Annotated in this window: 16 protein-coding genes; 14 read left to right on the forward strand and 2 right to left on the reverse strand. The window is 44.9% G+C overall.

Annotated features, from left to right (window positions below):
* Positions 1-377: 377 nt before the first annotated feature.
* Entirely contained in the window at positions 378-1,079 is a 702-nt protein-coding gene (locus L865_RS0122500; protein ID WP_051484774.1) for a DUF1826 domain-containing protein, read from the reverse strand.
* Between the two features lie 396 nt (positions 1,080-1,475).
* Here L865_RS0122500 and L865_RS0122505 point away from each other — a divergent pair, with 396 nt between their 5' ends.
* The 9 genes from L865_RS0122505 (at position 1,476) to L865_RS0122550 (ending at position 13,405) form a co-directional block, all read left to right on the forward strand.
* Positions 1,476-2,504, forward strand: coding sequence for an efflux RND transporter periplasmic adaptor subunit (locus L865_RS0122505; RefSeq protein ID WP_028775280.1), 1,029 nt, complete (start codon positions 1,476-1,478; stop codon positions 2,502-2,504).
* Between the two features lie 14 nt (positions 2,505-2,518).
* Positions 2,519-5,617, forward strand: coding sequence for an efflux RND transporter permease subunit (locus tag L865_RS0122510; RefSeq protein ID WP_028775281.1), 3,099 nt, complete (start codon positions 2,519-2,521; stop codon positions 5,615-5,617).
* 64 nt (positions 5,618-5,681) lie between these two features.
* Complete coding sequence (locus L865_RS0122515; protein WP_028775282.1) at positions 5,682-7,688, forward strand: protein-disulfide reductase DsbD family protein; 2,007 nt, start codon at positions 5,682-5,684, stop codon at positions 7,686-7,688.
* Positions 7,681-8,292, forward strand: a complete 612-nt coding sequence (locus L865_RS0122520; RefSeq protein ID WP_028775283.1) for a redoxin domain-containing protein — start codon at positions 7,681-7,683, stop codon at positions 8,290-8,292. The genes L865_RS0122515 and L865_RS0122520 overlap by 8 nt, the downstream gene beginning before the upstream one ends.
* Before the next feature lie 35 nt (positions 8,293-8,327).
* Positions 8,328-8,990: a response regulator transcription factor gene (locus L865_RS0122525; RefSeq protein WP_028775284.1), complete on the forward strand. Its 663-nt coding sequence runs from the start codon at positions 8,328-8,330 to the stop codon at positions 8,988-8,990.
* Complete coding sequence (locus tag L865_RS0122530; protein WP_028775285.1) at positions 8,987-10,357, forward strand: sensor histidine kinase; 1,371 nt, start codon at positions 8,987-8,989, stop codon at positions 10,355-10,357. The genes L865_RS0122525 and L865_RS0122530 overlap by 4 nt, the downstream gene beginning before the upstream one ends.
* A 270-nt stretch (positions 10,358-10,627) precedes the next feature.
* Positions 10,628-11,659 carry a DUF2157 domain-containing protein gene (locus L865_RS0122540; RefSeq protein WP_028775286.1) on the forward strand — a complete coding sequence of 344 codons (1,032 nt, stop codon included), beginning with the start codon at positions 10,628-10,630 and terminating at the stop codon, positions 11,657-11,659.
* The gene (locus L865_RS0122545; protein ID WP_028775287.1) at positions 11,656-12,786 is read left to right on the forward strand and encodes a DUF4401 domain-containing protein; all 1,131 of its coding nucleotides are present in this window, start codon (positions 11,656-11,658) and stop codon (positions 12,784-12,786) included. Before L865_RS0122540 ends, L865_RS0122545 begins: the two co-directional genes overlap by 4 nt.
* Positions 12,779-13,405, forward strand: a complete 627-nt coding sequence (locus L865_RS0122550; protein ID WP_051484779.1) for a GDYXXLXY domain-containing protein — start codon at positions 12,779-12,781, stop codon at positions 13,403-13,405. The genes L865_RS0122545 and L865_RS0122550 overlap by 8 nt, the downstream gene beginning before the upstream one ends.
* Before the next feature lie 95 nt (positions 13,406-13,500).
* Here the strand turns inward: L865_RS0122550 and L865_RS0122555 are convergent, their stop codons facing one another.
* Entirely contained in the window at positions 13,501-14,433 is a 933-nt protein-coding gene (locus L865_RS0122555; RefSeq protein ID WP_028775289.1) for a LysR family transcriptional regulator, read from the reverse strand.
* 150 nt (positions 14,434-14,583) lie between these two features.
* Here L865_RS0122555 and L865_RS0122560 point away from each other — a divergent pair, with 150 nt between their 5' ends.
* The 5 genes from L865_RS0122560 to L865_RS0122580 all read left to right on the forward strand — a co-directional run bounded on the left by L865_RS0122560 (position 14,584) and on the right by L865_RS0122580 (position 20,174).
* The gene (locus L865_RS0122560) at positions 14,584-16,554 is read left to right on the forward strand and encodes an alkyl sulfatase dimerization domain-containing protein (protein WP_028775290.1); all 1,971 of its coding nucleotides are present in this window, start codon (positions 14,584-14,586) and stop codon (positions 16,552-16,554) included.
* Positions 16,555-16,618: 64 nt separating this feature from the next.
* Entirely contained in the window at positions 16,619-17,116 is a 498-nt protein-coding gene (locus tag L865_RS0122565) for a hypothetical protein (RefSeq protein ID WP_028775291.1), read from the forward strand.
* 292 nt (positions 17,117-17,408) lie between these two features.
* On the forward strand, positions 17,409-17,915 hold the full coding sequence (locus L865_RS24410) for a hypothetical protein (protein ID WP_037471804.1): 507 nt from the start codon (positions 17,409-17,411) through the stop codon (positions 17,913-17,915).
* 4 nt (positions 17,916-17,919) lie between these two features.
* Positions 17,920-18,909: an efflux RND transporter periplasmic adaptor subunit gene (locus L865_RS0122575; protein ID WP_028775292.1), complete on the forward strand. Its 990-nt coding sequence runs from the start codon at positions 17,920-17,922 to the stop codon at positions 18,907-18,909.
* 71 nt (positions 18,910-18,980) lie between these two features.
* Positions 18,981-20,174 (forward strand): OmpP1/FadL family transporter, encoded by a 1,194-nt coding sequence (locus L865_RS0122580; protein ID WP_028775293.1) that lies wholly within the window; start codon positions 18,981-18,983, stop codon positions 20,172-20,174.
* Positions 20,175-20,272: the final 98 nt, after the last annotated feature.

A 20,272-nucleotide genomic window follows, 5' to 3' on the forward strand; every position in this document is an offset into this window, starting at 1 on the left:
TCCACTCCACACTCGATCAAGGCATGGCGGCTTATCGGCCAACTCACCTCTTTTCAATAAAAGGCCTCACAGCAATGTGGGGCCTTTTGTTTTTAGCAACAGCGATAGCAGGCCTAGATGAGTAACTGTCCACTCCACACTCGATCAAAGCATGGCGGTTTATCGGCTAACTCACCTCTTTTCAATAAAGGGCCTCACAGCAATGTGGGGCCTTTTATTTTTACCAACAGCGATCGTAAGATTAGATGAGTAACCGTCCACTCCACACTCGATCAAGGCATGGCGGCTTATCGGCCAACTCACCTCTTTATCAATAAAGGCCTCACAGCAATGTGGGGCCTGTTGTTTTTATGTACCGCTATTTGCAAGGCAGATTTTTAGTCACTGAAATCGAGTGTTAGTAGCAGCCTTTTCTCTCCGGCTTTTAGGCTTGGAGAGCGGTGTACTAGGCCGCCGCCTTCGTTGTGAAACCAACCATCCCCCTTTAGTAAGGCTACATCACCGACAGAAAGTTGATTGATGTGGCTGTTTGCTCGATACAGCCCTGATTGCTCGTCTGGTAAACCTAGGCTGCCTGCTCCTAATTTGGAGCGGTCAATAATATTATTGTTGAGCCACTGTGTTGCGCTGCCGGTAAAAGTCGTTACCAGTCGACAAGGGACTTTATCGACATGAAATTTAGGGCACATGGCGGTTTCTAGTGCAGTTAACCTTAGGCCGACTCGTTTTAGGTCAAATAAAGTGCAAAACATATCAACCAGCAAACTGATCTTGTGGCAAATTTCATGGTTGTTTGCAAACAGGCTTAAATGCTCTGCTAATTGTTTGTAGGTATCCGCAGGGGGAACGGTCATGACAACTTTAAGGTGTGGAAATTGAGTAACCAGTTGCTGTGCACTGAGAATCACATCATCGCTCAGCTGTTGTTGCCATACAGCAATGTTCACGTCTTCTTGATAGATGTCGGTTAACACGTCAGTGCTTGTAGAGATAACTGCAGTTCTGCGCAGTTGCGGTACAAAGCGGCTAATCTGCGTGAGTTGGCGTTGATCAACCTGTTCATTTTCATGCTTTGTCATAACTTTTTCACCCTCCAATGGTGGCTAAACAGTCAGTACTCTTATTAACTAAACCAACTGAGGTCTAACATTGTCAGTTCAGTGTGCTATCAGTGAAATTGTGAAGATTTAACTACCAAGCTCTTACACTCATCACATCTGACTCAGTGGTGATAGATAACTTATCTATGGATATTGTTACTGCTAACTTTATATTTGTTACGTTATATCATATCTAAAGTAAAGTGTGAGTCACTATTCGTACTTAATTCCGTGCTGTTATCTCCGGGCGTAGCGCCACGATACCTAATCTAGCCGTTTTCACGTTCCGTTCACGTTTGCCGATTTATATTTAACATATGTTTAACTAAATACTGAGCCTAGCGGTACGTTTATTTTAGGTTTTAGAAGGGCCCTATGAAATCAGTCATCCTTTATTTGATAGCAATATGTTTGCTATCAACCTCAGTTGTCGCCGAAGAGCGCAAAAGAGCGCCGTCGAATGTCATTACCGAGGCATTATCCTTTCAGTCTATTCAATTCACCATTGAAACTGTTGGTACAGCACAGGCGCATAAGTCAGTCAGCTTATACTCTGCGGCCTCGGATAAAGTCACCAATATTACTTTTGAACCCGGTGATTTTGTCGAGAAAGGCACCTTGCTAATGGAGTTAGATGCCCGCCGGCAGTTGGCCGCACTACAACGAGCGAAAATCGCGTTGGCTGATACCCAGAGGGATGTACAGCGCTTGGTTAAAAGCCAAGCGAGCGGTGCGGCTACCGAGTCTGAAGTGGACAAAGCCAAGCTGTTACATGGGTTAGCGCAGGTTGCAGTAGCAGAAGCGGAAGCGGATATGGAAGATCGCAGCTTAGTCGCACCTTTTAGTGGCTATTTAGGCTTAGTCGATATTGAGGTTGGTGACAGGATCAACCAGTCTACGCTCATTACCACAATTGATGACCGTCAGCAGTTATACATTAATTTCACTGTGCCGGAATCTTCGTATCGCTTAGTGGCGACTAACACCGAAGTGACTGTTGAGCCATGGCATGATCGAGGTGAAATTTATCAGGCCTCTCTTGCCCAACTTGATAGCCGGATTGATGCGAATAATCGCACTTTAAAGGTACGGGCATTGCTCGACAACCAAGAAGATTTATTTCGTCCTGGCCTGAGTTTTAAGGTCACTTTGAACACCCAAGGTGCTCTCTATCCTGTGGTGCCAGAATCCGCCTTGGCTTGGGGGGCGACAGGTTCATACATTTGGTTAGAGAAAGATGGCAAAGCGGTTAAAAAATCGGTAGCGATAAAGCAACGTCTTAGAGGCTCCATATTGGTAGAAGGGGACTTACAAGATGGTGACACCTTGATTGTTGAGGGTATACAGCGGTTGCGTGAAGGTGCTGAAGTGGCTTCGAAAAGTATGCTAGTAAGCGGTCAGTAAGTTAAGGACAAATCATGCTTAATCTATTTCAAAATAAAGACGATCTGCCATCACTTTCTGTTCGCCGTCCGGTCACGATTGTTGTCCTCAATATTCTTATTATTATTGCTGGTTTGTCGGCGATTCTTGGTCTTGAAGTGCGAGAATTACCTGACGTAGATCGTCCCATAGTCAGTGTGGTTGCTAATTTTCCTGGCGGTGCGCCTGAAACTGTCGACAATGAAATTACGCGCAGAATTGAGGGAGCGGCGGCGAGAGTTAGCGGTGTTAAGTCAATTCGAGCACAAAGCGAAGAAGGTTCATCTCGTGTTCGCGTAGAATTTCGCCCAGGCATTAACATTGATGATGCGGCTAATGAACTGCGCGAATCTGTTAGTCGAGTGCAGCGCCAGCTTCCAGAGGAAGTAGAACAACTGTCGATAGTTAAAGCAGACAATGACGCTCAATCGGTACTTAATATCGCCATAGGCAGTCAAAGTATCGATACCGAAACCATTGCGGATATCGTTGAACGTGATATTTCGCCGATGTTTCTCTCAATACCGGGCGTTGCCGATGTCAGGCTTAACGGCGAAAGACAGCGAGTATTAAGGGTGGTTGTCGACCCCGTGCGCTTGGCGAGCTACAGCTTGTCTTTCACCCATATCGCGACAGCGTTAAGGTCGGCGCCGTTTGATGTTGCCGCCGGCAGTTTACGCTCTACCGATCACCAAGTGATTGTTCGTGCTGATGCTACTTCCGTGACGGCCGCCGAAGTGGAAAATATCATGGTGAATGGCACCACGCGGGTTGGAGATGTCGCTAGCGTGTATTTTGGTCCTGCTGATGCCCACAGTTTTGTACGCTTAAACGGTGAACCCGTTATTGGTTTAGGCGTCATTCGGCAAGCCAGCGCTAATACTATTGAGATATCAGACCAAGCTCTGGCAATGGTCGAGGAGGTCAAACAGCGCTATCCCGACCTAGATATCTATGTCACTTCCGATGACGCCCAGTTTATACGTAGCTCGGTTGAAGAGGTGATTAAGTCGCTGGGCTATACCATTTTGTTAGTGGTGTTCACGCTATGGCTATTTTTGGGCAGTTGGAAGGCCACGTTAGTGCCGGCGCTGTCTATTCCGGTGTCGTTAATTGGCGTACTGGTGATTATTTGGGCCTTTGGCTTTTCAATTAACATCTTAACTTTGCTGGCTCTGGTACTGGCAACCGGACTAATTGTTGATGATGCCATTGTTGTTTCCGAAAATATTCAAAGACATAAATCCCTTGGGGTAAAATCTAGAGCCGCCGCTGTAGTGGGAACCCGAGAAGTGTTTTTTGCCGTTGTGGCGACAACTGCGGTGCTGGTGGCGGTTTTCTTACCCATTGCATTTTTACCATCAACAGCAGGTAAACTCTTTAGGGAGTTTGGCGGTGTGTTAGCCGGTGCAGTGATCATCTCGTCGTTGGTGGCATTAACCTTAGTGCCCGCGCTAAAAGCTCGAATCAATAGCCACAATCAAACTGAACAAAAACCTAAGTTGCAAAAGGTGGGTAGCGCTATTGTGACCGCCTATGAGAAATCCCTGCAAGTTTGCATTAAACTTCCATGGCTGATTCTCATGCTCAGTGTTACCGCAGCGGGTAGTGCAACATTGTTATATAGCAAAGTGGATAAAGAGCTACTGCCATCAGAAGATAGAGGAATCATCCGTGTTCGTGCCAAGGGGCCAGATGGAGTGGGTATCTCCTTCATGGACCGCCAAGCCGAAGTCATGGAAGATATTTTGTTGCCTTATGCCGAATTGGGAGACATTCAGTCCATCAGAACGGTCGTGGGTCAGTGGGACCCCAATATTGTGTTTATGACCGTCAATCTTAAAGATTGGGATCAACGCGATAATAGTCAGCAACAGATCATTAGTGAAATTCGGCCTAAATTAGCGGCAATTCCTGGCGCGCCAGCACGGGCGTTCGGTGCCAACAGTTTAAACTTGAGAGGCCAAGGTGGTGGATTGGATTTTGCCATCTCCGGTAATGATTATGATGACACCTTTCGCGTCGCGCAGTCGTTTTCCGCACTAGTTGAGAGCCGTTCCCCTGAATTTGGTCAATTGGAGATCTCTTATCAGCCGACGCAACCACAGATGCGTGTCCATATTGACCGCAATCGTGCCGAAGAATTAGGGGTGCCATTCAGTGACATCAATCAAACCTTACGAGCAGCCATTGGTGGCGACGATCTGACAGATTTAAATGTCGGTGATAAAGCGGTGCCGATTATTTTGCAATCTTCCTACAAAGACTCTGCAGATCCCTCTGATCTCACTAATTTGTATGTTGCCGCGCAAAATGGTGAGCTGGTCTCGCTATCATCAATCGCTTACATTTCCGAAGAAGGTGTTGCTGCTGAGCTTGAGCGCCACGCGCAGCGCAGAGCTATCGAAGTCAGTGCTGACTTGCCAGAAGATATGACAATGGCAGATGCCGTGCAGATCATCCGTCAACTTGCCAGAGAGCATCTGCCTAATGGCTACGATCTTATTTTATTGGGTGAAGCAAAAACTTACCAAGAAACAGAGCGACAAGTTACCATGACTTATGTGGTGGCATTCTTAATCGTACTCTTGGTGTTAGCGGCACAATTTGAAAGTGTTTATAGTGCTTTAGTGGTCATGCTAACCGTGCCCTTTGGTATTGCTGCCGCCATATTTGCTGTGTGGCTAACCGGAACCACCATCAATATTTACTCTCAAATTGGCTTAGTGATGCTGATAGGTTTATTGGCGAAGAACTCCATTTTACTGGTGGAGTTCGCCGACCAACTAAGAGACAGAGGCGCGAGTATTAACGAGGCGATAGTTGAAGCAGGTAAAGTGCGTTTAAGACCAATTATGATGACTTTGCTGTCAACAGTTTTTGGCGGTTTACCGTTGATTCTCTCTACTGGGGCTGGTGCCGAAGCACGTAATGCCATAGGTTGGGTTGTATTCGGCGGGTTGGGCATTGCCGTGGTATTTACCTTGTTCTTAACACCGGTGTTATATGTGTGGTTAGCAAGATTTGCCAAACCTAGAGCGGATCAAGAGAAGATTTTAGTGGGTGAATTGCAACATGCAAAAAATGCGCGCTAATAAGCCTAGTACTTAAATGGGGTCAAGTTGCTTAGCAGCAGCCTATAAGCAGATGATAGTGTTTATGAATAGACTGAATATTGTGTTGTTTCTTTGCGCGCTGTGGCTGCCGAGTAGCTTTGTTTATGGACAGAGCACGGCCAAAGGTGAGCATATTGAAGTTGCCCTGGTGGCAGAATATCAGCAACTTACACCCGGCCAGACAAACTGGCTAGGGGTGTTGCTCACCCCGGAGACGCACTGGCATACCTATTGGCAAAACCCTGGCGATTCCGGTGAAGCGCCAAGTGTAACCTGGCAGGCGTCTACCGAGCTTGAGTTTGGTGATATTCAATGGCCCATTCCACATCAAATTCCTGTGGCCCATCTGGTTAACTATGGCTATGAAGGGCAAGTGTTGTTGATGGTGCCTGTGGATCTCGCTAAAGGGTCAGAGCTTGCACAGCAAGTCGATATTCAGGTGGCGCTATCTTGGTTAGTGTGTAAAGAAGACTGTATTCCCGGCTGGGCGGATTTAAGCATTACGCTACCCGTGGCAAATGAGCGAGAAAAATCGGCCGCTGCCAGTCTTTTTACTCAAACTCGCGAGCAGCTGCCTAATAAAGACAGTATCAGCGCCAAGTTTGAAGTCACTGACAACTACTTAACAGTGGCCTATCAACCCCCTTTCCAGGCTCAGTGGTCACTATTGCCTTTACGATCAGATGTTGCACAACACAATCAAAAGCAGCAATTTGTCAGCGAAGGTGGGGTAAATAATCAAGTTATTGCCCTATCTGATTACTTCATTGCTGGGGCGCAGCAGTTAGACTTTTTATTGACCGATGGCACCGTAGGTTACTATTTGTCTGCGAGCCTAAATGATGGCCAAGTGGCCGCTAGCCATTCAGTTATTATATTGATGTTAATGGCATTTATTGGAGGGTTGATATTAAATATCATGCCCTGTGTATTGCCGGTGTTGTCGTTTAAAGCGTTAGCCATTGGTCACAATGAAATGACCATCAGTCAAAAGCTGGGTTATGGTTTAGGCGTGTTGGTCTGCTTTAACCTTTTTGCTAGTGTCATTATTGTCTTAAAAAGCAGTGGTGAAGCGATAGGCTGGGGCTTTCATATGCAAGAACCTGCCGTTATCGCCTTTTTAGCTTTTCTGTTTGTGTTTATTGCACTGATATTAATGGACATTGCGCCTGCGGGTGCTCGGTTAGCCGGCTTTGGTCAAGCACTGGTGTCGGGTAATAGTTTTTCAAGCCAATTTTTCACTGGCGTGTTAGCGGTGGTGGTTGCATCCCCTTGTACCGCACCATTTATGGCCGCTGCGCTTGGGGTAGCGTTAGTCAGCCCAGCCGCTACGACCTATTTGATATTTACTGCGCTAGCTTTAGGGTTTGCCTTACCGCTGTCATTATTATTTATCTCTTCGCGTTTTGCTAAATGGTTGCCGAAACCAGGTCCATGGATGAACACCTTTAAGCAGTTGCTAGTGTTCCCTATGTTAGCCACCGTAGCTTGGTTAGTTTGGGTTTATTTAGGCCAAACTAGCGCTATGGCACAATTAGGACTACTGATGTCGTTGGTTGGTTTTGCCCTCGCTATTTGGTTAAGCCGCCAGTTTAGCGGCATCTATGTTTATCTGGCGTTGTGCTTGGCTATCGTGCTAATGGGGTGGTCATTATTGAGCAGTGGTACAGCGACATCGCCGATGGCTGATAAGTCAGATTTGGCGTTTTCACCACAAAAACTGGCGCAACTTAGGGACAGTGAACAAGTGGTCTTAGTCAATATGACCGCTGATTGGTGCATCACCTGTAAAGTGAATGAGCATGTCGCGTTTAACACTGAATTGGTGCAGGCTGCTTTTGAGCAAGAGCAAGTGCACTATTTGGTGGGAGATTGGACCAACAAGAATGACACAATTTTAAGTTATTTAACGCAATATCAGCGCTCTGGTGTGCCGTTATATGTTGTATACGCTGGCAACCACTATGAGCAAGTGTTACCCCAAATACTCACGCCTGAAACTGTTGTAGAGGCAATCAATCTAGCTAAAAAGGAGCTACACAATGATTAAGACAAAAATCATCGCAATCGCAGTTTTACTCATGACGCTAATGGGAAGTGCGTTTGCTGCGGTAAAAGTAGATCAAGCGGCGCCGAATTTTAGTTTGGCCAACACCAAAGGTGAGCAAATTAACTTGGCTGACTACCAAGGCAAGTATGTGATTTTAGAGTGGACGAATCACCTGTGTCCTTATGTGCAAAAACACTATGACAGCGACAATATTCCGAGTATGCAACGTAAATATACCGCTGACAATATTGTGTGGTTATCAATCATTTCATCGGCACCCGGTAAGCAAGGCCACATTGATAGCGCTACATCTGATGAACTCACCGCTAGCCGCAACGCTGCGCCAACCCAAGTTTTATTTGATCCGGAAGGTGAGGTAGGTAAGTTGTACGGTGCCAAAACAACTCCCCATATGTACATCATCGATCCACAGGGTACGTTGAGATATGCTGGTGGCATCGACAGCATCAAATCGGCCAAAATTGCTGATATTGAAAAAGCTGACAATTATGTCGAGCAAGCGATGGCGGCATTGTTATCGGGTAAAGCAGTTAACAATAAGCTTACTCCACCTTATGGTTGTTCAGTAAAATACAAGAGCTAACGTGCAAGTTGTGGGAGTCAATGTGAGGGGCTGCTGTGCGTATATTATTGGTTGAAGACAATACCGACCTAGCTGCAAGCATTGTTGATTACTTGGAGATGCAAGGTCACAGCTGCGACCTTGCCTTTAATGGTGAAGCAGGCCTCAACGCGGCGCTTAACAGTGACTACGATATGCACATTTTTGATGTCGCGATGCCTAAAATGGATGGGCTAGAACTTTGCGACCAGTTAAGAAAACAGCATAATAATCATGTGCCCGTGCTGTTTTTAACGGCTCGCGATACCTTAGGAGATAAGCAAGCCGGATTTGCCGTTGGCGCCGATGATTACTTGATAAAGCCATTTGATTTGAGTGAATTACAAATGCGCATTCAAGCTATATATAAACGCTATGTTGGCATTAAATCGCAATTGACTTTGGCTGACTTAACCGTTGATCTAAAAACCGAATTAGTGGTCCGAGCCGGGCAGACCATCACCTTGTCACCCTACACCTATAAGTTGTTGGTCATATTACTGCAGCGATCCCCCGAAGTGGTGCTTAGGCAAGAATTAGAACATCTTGTTTGGCAAGATAGCCTACCTGATAGTGATTCACTGCGCAGTCATATCTATAAGCTGCGCAATAAAATAGATAAACCCTTTGAACGCGCACTAATTAAAACCGTTAAGGGGCGAGGCTTTAGTATTTCATGAACTTTATTCAGAGTATCCGTTTCAGAATTATCGTCGCCTGCGTATTTTTCTCTATTGTGGTTAGTGTTTGCTATACCTGGGTGACTTTCTTTGGGCTTAAATATAACTCAGATGAATTGTTCAATTGGTATTTAACCCAAGAGGCGCAAGTCTTGTTGGCTCAGTATCAACGCGCGCCACAGCAAGATTTATCTAGCATGACCTCAGCACAAGTGCGGGTGACTAGCGAAGATAAAGCGCTGGCTACTCTCGCGGAGTATTTTCCAGATCCCAGCGTTAAAGCAAGGATATTGCGTCACCAGTCGTTGCAAGAACTCGATATTCTTGGCCCCGTATTTACCACAGCACAAGGCTTTACGATATATGAGTTTTCGGCCAGAAAGAAAAATATCCATGTGTTAAAAGCCGCCATTGAAGGCGGGGATTTAGCGACACATTTTTACTATTTTGCCGATGTAAGTGGCTTTGTTAATTACGACAATAACTCTGAAAAGCGCATCCTGAATAAGTTTATCAATGTATTGGTGGTGATTTTTCTGCTGAGTTTAATCATTGGGTTTTGGCTGGCAAAGCAGGTTGTGTCGCCGTTGACACGTTTAGCAAGCTCAGTTGATGCAGATAATTATCAGCAATATCAACAAAATCGCGGTAAGTACTATAACGATGAAATTGGTTTTCTTGCCAAGCAAATTGACCGGTTTGTGGCAAAATCACACCAAATGATTGAGCGTGAAAAAGCCTTTTCTCGCGATGTCAGTCATGAGTTAAGAACGCCGTTGGCGACAAGTCGTGCAGCCATTGAGTTAGCACTGGCAGCGCCTGAAGGTCAGCAGCAACATATGGCAAAGTTCTTAAACCGAGCCGTGCGTGCCAATGCTGATATGAGCCACTTAATCGAGACCTTTTTGCTACTTGGCAAGCAAGAGCAAGATGGCGAACAGCATAGCCAATTTGATTTACATGAGTTGGTGCAGTGCTCCATGAATAAACATGGTTATTTAAAGCGCTCGCCCGACATCGAGAGTGTCAATTTGATCGCGCCGTCGCTGATGCTGGTGACATCGAAAAGATACCTCGCCATTGTATTAGATAACTTAATCCGCAATGCCTACCAGCATACGTACCAAGGGCAAATAGTGGTATCGATGAAGGGCAGTTGTATTGTTGTTGAAGACAGCGGTGAGGGCATGGTGTGTTCGCAAGCGGCTGCAGAGCGACATGACAATGTCTTAGAAAAGTCTGGATTGGGACTATCAATAGTGAGCCGGCTGTGTGAAAAACTAGGCTGGCAGATCACCATTGATAGCGAACGCGAACAAGGAACGGCAATCATCATTGACGTTACCGCAGCGGCATTGCCGCAGTGATAAACCTGACGCTGTGACAGAGAGTCTGCGGCGGCAATATTAGTTTGCTGTGGGTTGGTAGTTACGTCTTAATAACAGCACTTCAATGTAACTCATCACAGCAAGTAGAGCGAATGACACTATTTGCATCAAAGCCAATCCGTAGTGTATTTATAACGCTCACTTGCAATCGTTTAACCGCAAATGCCTCGCTGTTGTTTTGCTTGGCGTTATGTTTTGCGCGGCAAACCATAGTAAAGTAATCATGGAACCTATGAGAATGGACTCATTATGATCTCAAATCGCAATCAGCTGCTTGAGTTGCTTGAACAACAAGCCATCGAAGAGCAGCATATCGACCAAGCTTTGTTGGTGAGTGGCGTACGACCTCGACCCCATAATTGGTTGAGTTTTATCAGTCAATTACTTGCTTGGTGCGGCGGCTTAGCGCTTTTGTTTGCTGTGGTGTTTTTTATTGCTTATAACTGGCAGCAAATGGGCAAGTTTGCCAAATTTGCGCTGGTTGAGGTTATCATCATCGTATCGATTCTGGCTTATTATCGACTTGCTAAGCGCGGGGAAAATGCAGCCAATCATGATGAGGTTCAGCCATCGCTGAGTAAAATTCCTTTATTGATTGCAGCGGTTTGCTTTGGGGTGTTATTGGCTTTGTTTGGTCAAACCTATCAAACCGGTGCCGACCCATGGCAACTGTTTTTTAACTGGGCACTGTTGATTACACCTTGGGTGATACTCGCTCGGCTAAATGCACTTTGGATGATATGGATTGGCCTATTTAATATTGCCATGATGTTGTATTACATCAACTTTTCTGCTGTTGGCTTATTTTTCTCTGCTGAACTTAATGCCCTGTGGAGCTTATTTGCGTTCAATTCATTGATGCTTATTGTTTGGGAGAGAGCAAGCCAGCATTACGTGTGGTTAGCCGCTCGCTGGGCGCCCAGAATATTGGCAGTGGTTTGCGGCGTGTGCATCACTTGGTTAATGGTGTGGCTGATTGTGGACTCAAGTTATTTCTATCGTCGTAATACTCCCCTGAGCTATCAAGACTGGTTACCTATCGTGGTGTGGCCTGTGTGGTGTGCACTAATGTATGTAACTTATCGGCGTGTAAAAGCGGATTTATTCATGCTGGCAGGCACATTGCTGTCAGTTAATGTCATTGTTATCAGCTTTTTAACCACTCATCTATTAGATAATCTCCATGAGCTCGGGTTCTTGTTGTTATCAATGACCACCATCGGCATGGCGACGGGCTCAGCAGTTTGGCTGCGCCGCGTTAACAAGGAATGGCAACCATGAAGCAGGTAGACGTTACGACAAAGCAGTCCAGTTTGCCTCTGTGGCAAACGCTATCGCAGCAGCAACTTGTCAGTGGTGAGGCGCCTAAGGGCGCGGAAGTGAACTCGCCGTGGTTTGTGAAACTGTTATTGGCTGTCGCAGGCTGGTTGGCTGCCTCATTCTTTTTGGGCTTTATGGCGTTAGGGTTCGAATTCATTATCGAAAGCGATGCCGGACCCTATGCCGTGGGCATCATTCTAATGCTGCTGGCGTGGCTGTTATTAGTCAAAAGCCACAATGAATTTGCTGAACATCTGGCGCTCGCATTGAGCTTTAGTGGCCAAGTGTTATGGATTTTTGGCGTGGCCCAGCATTTTGACACCAATCTGACTTGGTTGTTGGCGGCCATATTGCAGTTGGTGCTGGTTGGCATTATGCCCAATGACATTCACCGCTTTTGCAGTGCCTGGATATTTGCCGGTTGTTTGATGGCGGCATTAGCATTATTTCAGCTGCCCTTCATTGCGGGTGGTTTGCTATTTGGACTGGCCTGTTGGCTGCTACTAAATGAATTTAAGCCGCTTAAATCAGCAGGTGTGGCCAGTGCGTTTTATCGTCATCAGGCAATTGCTTATGGTTTGTTGATATCGCAGCTGATGCAGTCATGTTTTATGGCTTATCAGTATTCTTGGTACCAACTCATGAGTGATACCGCCGACAAAGATTTCTATACCGCTCCGTGGATGGGCAACATCTTATTGGCATTAGTATCGGTCTATGTGGCCAACAAAATACTCAGCTTTTACCCCGAGTTATCGCAAAAGTTGCGCTATGGGGTATGGCTAGCAATGGTGATTATTTCTGTATTGTCGTTTGAAGCGCCCGGTATCAATGTGGCGTTAATTGTCATCCTACTAGGTTTTGCAGCGAGTAACTATTTGCTGATGGGCTTGGGTATTGCTGCGCTATTAAGTTTTGTTTCTGCTTACTACTATTTTTTACATTACACCTTACTAGAAAAATCGTTGACCCTTGCGGTACTGGGATTGGCGCTGTTAGCTATGCGTTGGCTGCTACTTAAATACAGTACACCGAAATCCGCTACAGCGACTATTGGTACGTTAGCTAAGGAGAGTGAGAATGAATAAGCTCACACAGCGGTTGGCCCAAAAACGGGCAGGATTAGAGAAACTGCTGCTATTTGGCACCTTAGTTATCTTACTTGGCTTGGTGAATTGGCAAATTTATCAAAAGGAGCAACACCTAGCGCATGGCGTCAAAGTCTACCTTGAGTTAGCACCTGTTGATCCTCGCTCCCTGATGCAGGGAGACTATATGGCGTTGCGATTTAAAATTGCCAGCGACATTCGCACGGCGTTAATGCCACAAACCAATACAGAGAGCATTGATGGGGCGGCGACAGAGCAGCAACCAAGCCGGCTGAGCAACCACGATGGTTTTGTCATTGTGACCTTGGATGCACAACACTTAGCCCATTTTCACGGGATTGTATCTGATGCTAGCGCTTATCAAACGTTAGCGCCCAATCAGCAAAAGTTACAATACCGAGTAAGAGACGGACAGATAAAGTTTGCCACTAACGCCTTCTTCTTCCAAGAAGGGCATGCCAAGTTATATGAAGCCGCGCATTACGGTGAGTTTCGAGTTAACAGTAATGGCGAGCCGCTATTAACGGCCATGTATGATGCCGACTTGAAGAAGCTTGAGTATCGAGCGGAAGGTGGCGAGCAAGAAAGTAACAACTGAAAATAGATTGAACGTTGTTGATTCAGCTTATTAGTGATCTAGTTGTTTACCGATAGACGCAGGAAATCGTTGCCTTACTCGTAATCTGCTGATGCTTACTTCGGAAAATTATCTTGAAGATAATGTGCGATTTTATTGGATATGGTCACTAGTTCATCACGAAGCCAAGTATGGGCGGGGTCTTGGTTTTGTTTTTTAAGCCAGATGAGATAATTAGAGACTTTTTTATATTCAAATGGTGGTTGAAACACCTGTAGTTTTAGCTGTTCTTTAAACTGTAACGCTAACGACAGTGGTACGGCGCTGACAAACTCGGTTTGGCTGACCATTAATAAGTTACTGAACAGTGAGCGTCCGTGATATGCGACTTTGCGTTTGGTGAGGTCTAAATTGGTGTAGTGGCTCAGGCTATACAGATGGTTACGAGTTCTTTCCAACACTGCATGGGACTCTTGCATGTATTGTTGCTCTGAAATACTCCCCTTAATTCTCGGGTGGCCTTCTCTGCATATCACCACAAATTCACTATCAAATAATTTTAGGCTCTCAAAGCTCGGATTTTCAGACGGCAAAATATCAATCATCAAATCGAATTTTTGTTGCTGTAATGCTTCGAAAAAGCCTTCGTCATTATCCATTTGATCATAGACTTCTAGCGAAATTTCTTTATTTTCGAGCAGTGAAAACTGCGTTAACAATACCCCTTGTAAATGCTCTGGCGCGGTGATCACGTATCGGCGCTGAGAGGTAGCAGGATCGAATTTTCCAAATGAGGTAAATACGTCATTCAGCTGATGTATCGGATCTTGTATTTGCTGGTACAAGTTAGTGGAGTAACTCGTAGGAATGACCCCTCGTCCCTTTCTGGTAAATAATTCTTGCCCAACTTCTTCTTTCAGTCGGCCTAACATGGTGCTCACCGTTGATTGATTGGTGTTCAAGTGTTCTGCTGCTTTACTCAAGCTGCCATGTTCCATCACTTTTGAAAACACGGCGAGTAAATTGAAGTTAGGAATATCATTATTCATGTTTTTTAAGCTCTCTCTTTTAACACATCACCAATGACATATCGTAATTACGATATTATGAAATCGTAACAGCTTATATATCAGTCATTATGCCTGAATTAATATTTAGTAAAAGGAAAGTTCATTTAAATACAAAAATTGAGGTATCGTATGACTTCTAAGTTGAAAAAGTTCTTACTTCCTGTAGCGATAAGTGCAGCTTTAGTGCCTGTATCTGCCGCCTTTGCTACCCCTACCGTTGAAGCTACATCTACAACAGGCCAAGCATTACAAACTAGCTCTGCTGCTCATTACCAAAATATTAACTTTGATAAACGTTACAACAATGGCGTGTTATTTGAGCATGAATCTAATCTATTCTGGGGTAAAGGCGAGCGCATTAAAGTGCTTTCTACCACAGGCGAAACTCTGGCTTTTGTCGAAGCATCTTCGCATGTTCATGATGCACTAACTAAGCACAGTCGCAAGATGGATCAAGCCATTATCCAAGTCGATGACAACGTCTACCTTGGTTACGGTTTTGGTCTTGATACTCCCGTTATGATTGAAGGTGATGACGGTATTATCATCGTTGATCCCGGTGAGTCAGTACAAATGGCTGAATCAGTTAAGGCGCAGTTTAGAAAAATCACAGACAAGCCTGTTAAAGCCATCATTTACTCACACAACCATATTGACCATATCTCAGGTGTTCGTGCTTGGGCGACTGACGAACAAGTCGACTCTGGCGAAATACTCATTATTGCACAGGAAGGCTTAACGGCTGCTGTGGCTAACTGGTCTTCAAACCTAGGTACGCTGTTTGGACACAGAACTTCTTACACCGGTGCTAAGCACGTTGAAGAAGGTGAGCACGGTACCGTGAACGATGGTTTAGGTCCTCGCTTTATGCAAGGTGATATTTCATTTATTGAGCCAAACCTCACCTTAAAAGATCGCTTAGACATCACCATTGCAGGTGTTGAACTGCAAATTGTCAATGTGCCATCAGAAACCAAAGATGAAGTGGTTGTTTACTTACCTAAGCAAAAAATCCTTCACGCTGCTGAAGTATTACAAGGTGAGAACTTCCCTAACTTGCACACCATTCGTGGTACCAAATTCCGCGACCCAGCAATGTGGTTCAAGGGCATCGATGTTATGCGTAAGTTTGACACCGAAGTGATGATTAACTCTCACGGTCGCCCTGTTGAAGGTAAAGCCGCGGTAGAAAATGTATTAACTGCTTATCGTGATGCGATTCAGTACACCCATGACCAATCTATTCGCTACATGAATAAAGGAATGACTCCTGATGAGTTGGTTGAGGTGGTTAAGTTACCTAAGCATTTAGCTGAGCACCCTTGGTTAGGTGAGCACTACGGCACCGTTGCTCATGCTGTTCGTCAGATTTACGTGGGATATGTTGGCTTTTTTGAAGCAGATCCATGGCAACTAGAGCCTATGGCATATGAGCAACGTGCTAAAGCATTTGTTGAGTTAATGGGCGGTCGTGACAACATCATTAACACGGCGAAAGCGGCGATTAAAGCAGAAAACTACACCTTTGCAGCTGAAATCCTGTCATACCCAATCACAGTGAATAAGCAAGATACTGAAGCACGTGAGTTAAAGGCGCAAGCCTATAAAACCTGGTCGGCTAATCAAGTCAACATTAACTGGCGTAACTGGGGACTGAATGCCGCTGCAGAATTAGAAGGCACACGTGACTTCTCTAACATGATTAGCTTTGCATCAGTTGACGTGCTTACTGCACTTCCAAGCGAACAGATCTTTGACATGATGACAGCCACGCTTATCGCTGAAAAAACGCTCGATGTTGAAATGGCGATGACATACAACTTTGCTGACACCAAAGAGTCAATCACTATTGAAATTCGTAATGGTATTGCACAGTTACATACGCAGCCATATGTCGATGCGGATATTCAAATTAACACTACACGCGCTGTGTTAAATCAAATCTTGATTGCTGGCCCTAAATCACAGCAGGTGATTGGTGAGAGTTTAGCTTCAGGTAAGTTCAGTTTTGCCAATGGTGATGTGCAAGCCTTTGGATTATTCATGAGCTACTTTGATAAGCCAATGACACCTCAAGAGCTTCAATTAATCGTTCGATAATTCGTTAACACCACAAGGGACTAAGTGACAAAAGCTTAGTCCCTCTGAGTTTGGAGTGATCATTATGTCTCGTCTTTTATTTTTGCTTCTATGTGGGATGCCACTTTACGTCAATGCTTGCGGAGTACATCAAGATGCAGGATTTAGCTTTGTATCTGAACCGGGTTCGCTACCGATATTTGAACGCATTATTCATGAAAGGCAGCATGGCACGTTCAGTAATCTGGATAAGCCTGAACATTTCAAACTCTACTCGTTCACCAATGCGTTATCTAAAAGCGAGCAACATATGTCATTTAGCCTGTTTGAAGCCGTTAAAGGACATTATAGCGAAATACTATTTTCTGAAATGATTGTTGTGCAAGAGCGGGCGTCAATGCCGTCGTCTAGTGACCTGTTACTAATTTCCGAGTTAGACGTACTCGATGCATTGGCTAGCAAACAACTGAGCTGGCCAGATGCAAAAAGTCAGGGTTTAGTTCGCATCAATGGACTGCCACAAGACATTGCCCTGCTCGATAAATGGTTCTCTGACCTGTTTCCATCAGATCGCGTTAATTAGGGTCTGTCGATCTTTCAAGATTGTTTTTGCAGCAACTTGTTGAAAATTTATACAAGGCGACGACTTTGATGTGTGGTTATTCCACATGATAAGTCGTTAACGCAGTAGAAATGACAACAAGTGCTGCCTGTAAGGTTCGTTTAAAAGCACTTTTCTCTTTGTTGCGAGCGAGTTGGTTTAGATGACTAGACGTCATCGCTCACGCCGCGATTAAAGTGCTTTTAATTCGAACAAATTCTAATCAGCAAAGATCAACAGACCCTAATATCCAATCACATTTTTGAGGAATGTTATGAACATATTAACAACCGTTTTATCCAAAATAGGCACGATTTTATTAGTGCTTATCAAGTTCATCTCCTTTATGGCATTGATGTTATTCGGTGCCTACTTACTCGCTCCAATGGGCGAGGTGAATTCTAAAGATATCGATATGAGTCTTTTCACCAATACCCCAAACGAAACCATGATGCTCATTTTCAATTCAGAGTATTTCAGTGGTTATTTGTTCTCGGTCACCATCGCGTTGGTGGTCTTTGTTTTATACCTACTTTGGACAGTGCATGAACTTGCCGTTCATCGTGCAGAAGAAAAGCGCAGCTCACATGTTCAATTGGTGTTTGCATTGTCTTTATGTGGCCTGTTTATTCACAAGGCGTGGTGGGTATTAGCAATCATTATTGCCTTTGCAAATTGGGCTCACATCGGCGAATCGCTGAGCGGTGTTTTACGCAATAGTCGTAACAAGATTGATGAGTTGAAATCCCCCAATGATGCGATTCAAAAAGCAGAGGAGTAATACAATGAAAGAAGTCATGATTCCTTATATCTTGCTGATGTGGATCTTAGTATCGACTGGGGCAATAAAGTGGACATTACGTAGCGGTTTTTGGATTGTGTCTGGCGGGGTATTTATTCTTGTTGTACTAGGGATATTGTCTCGACTTTGGGCTCCGGTCGATCTTACTTATTCTTCGACCATTAAAGCGCCACATGCAGTGTTATCTCCTTTGCTAGGTGAAGAGATTGAACAAATTCATGTCGGGCACAACCAAATCGTTAAACAAGGTGAGGTGATTTATACCTTGGTTGATACTAAGTCAAAAGCGGATGTCGAAAAAATCAAAGCATCGATTGTCACCAATGAAGAAGATATCGCGCAAATTGATCGCGACTTAGCACGTGCGAAAGCGTCACCTGATATCTTTAAAAAGCGTGATGTTGAGTATTACCGCTCACAACGTCGTATTGCGGAAGCTGCACTGAGTTCACTGCATGCTGACTTAGATAAAACCCATTTTGAACAGAATCGCAAAACGGTGCGAGCACAGTTTGACGGTCAAGTTGCGGTGGTCAATGTCGCTGATGGTAGCCGTATCGGTAATATGCATATCTACGATACCAGCCGAAAATTCTTGGAAATGCGTATTCCTGACCAAACATTTAGATATGTTGAGAAAGGACAATTTTCAGAGTTTTATGTGGATGCTTATCCTGGTGAAGTCTTCCGTGCACGTGTTCACAGTATTACCACAGGCACAGGTGAAGCATCGATTTCACCCATGCAAGGCCCGCAAAGTGTACGTCAACATGTTGGCTCAAATACCAGCAGCCATGGTCGTACTGTCGTGCTAGAAATATTTGAACCAGAAGGCAAGGTTATTCCGATTGGTGCGACAGGCTCGGCTTGGATTGCAGCCAATAAGCCACACCCATTTTTCGGTTTTATCGATGTGATTGGCGCGGCAACGGTTCGTCTTCACTCTTATAAGTCTTACCTAAACGCAATCTAACGTGATTAAGTTGCCTCACTGATAGCTGGGGCGGCTCTTGTTAATTGTTAAGATGATTATTAAGGTTTTATATGAAAACTACATTATCCCTGCTGCTTATATCTTTGCTCGTCGCAAACAATACCTTGGCAGGCGCATACATGTTCCCAGAGCTTGGGGGAGCAAACATCAGTACCGCTGGTGCGGGTGCACAGGCCGTTGCAGAAGGCGCTGAAACTGCTTATGCAAACTCGGCAGCAATGACCAAAATGAGCGAGCCAACCATTGCATTTAATGTGCAAGGCATGGTGTCAGATATTCAATTTACCGATACAGGTTCGGATGGATTATTTGCTGGTGGTGAATCAAGTACACAAGCAGGTAGCGCCATGCCTGCGGGATCGGTTTACTATGTTGCGCCACTTAATGATAAGTGGAGTGCTGGTATTGCGTTAGTGTCTGCAGGTGGGTCGGTGATCGACTATGGCGCTGATTTTTCTGGCGCTATCTTATTGCAAGATGCCATGCTAATCACAGCGCAATTAAACCCAAGCATCGCGTACAAAGTGAATGATAATTTGTCGTTGGGTGTTGGGGTCGTCGCCGAATATGGCATGCTCGAACAACGGTTTGCAGGAACCGATAAATTTCAAATTGAAGCCACAGGCAGCAGCCTTGAATTTGGTTATACAGCAAGTGCTTTATACGAGTTTAATGACAAGCATCGTGTGGGCTTTTCGTACCGTTCTGAAATTGAACACGACATGGAAGGCGACTTAACTCTGTCTAACCAAAGGGTTGATTCAAGCGTCGGTATTATCATGCCAGCTAACGCCACAATGAGTGGTTTTCATCAGCTGACTGATAAAGCGAGCTTGTTATGGAGCTTAGGCTGGATGCAATTTAGCAGTGTTGAGACGACAAATGTTACGTTAGATTCTGGCGTATTTGACATTCAACGTCAGTGGGAAGATACAGTCACCGCCAGTATCGGTGGTTATTATCAGCTTAATGAGCAATGGCGTCTTGAGGGCGGGGTGTCTTATGAAACGTCACCACAAGATGATCCCACCATGCAATATCCTGATGTGCCAACGGGCGAACTTTGGAAGTATGCCGTAGGTGCAACGTATGAGATGAGTCATCATTGGCGCTTTAATGTGTACTATGAGTACCTTGATGTTGGTCAACCGAGTATTGAATATGCGTTAGCTGATTCAACATTACGTGGTGAATATAATGCCAATATTCACTTTTTTGGAGTGATGACTAACTATCGTTTTTAGCAGTGGGTCAATCGCCAGATGATTAATATGTGTTCAACCCCTTTTTGGCCGAAAATGCCGTTTACAAGCATTTTGCACATTAAGGGGCTGAACGTATA

The sequence above is a fragment of the Shewanella waksmanii ATCC BAA-643 genome (assembly GCF_000518805.1).
Taxonomy (GTDB): Bacteria; Pseudomonadota; Gammaproteobacteria; order Enterobacterales; family Shewanellaceae; genus Shewanella; species Shewanella waksmanii.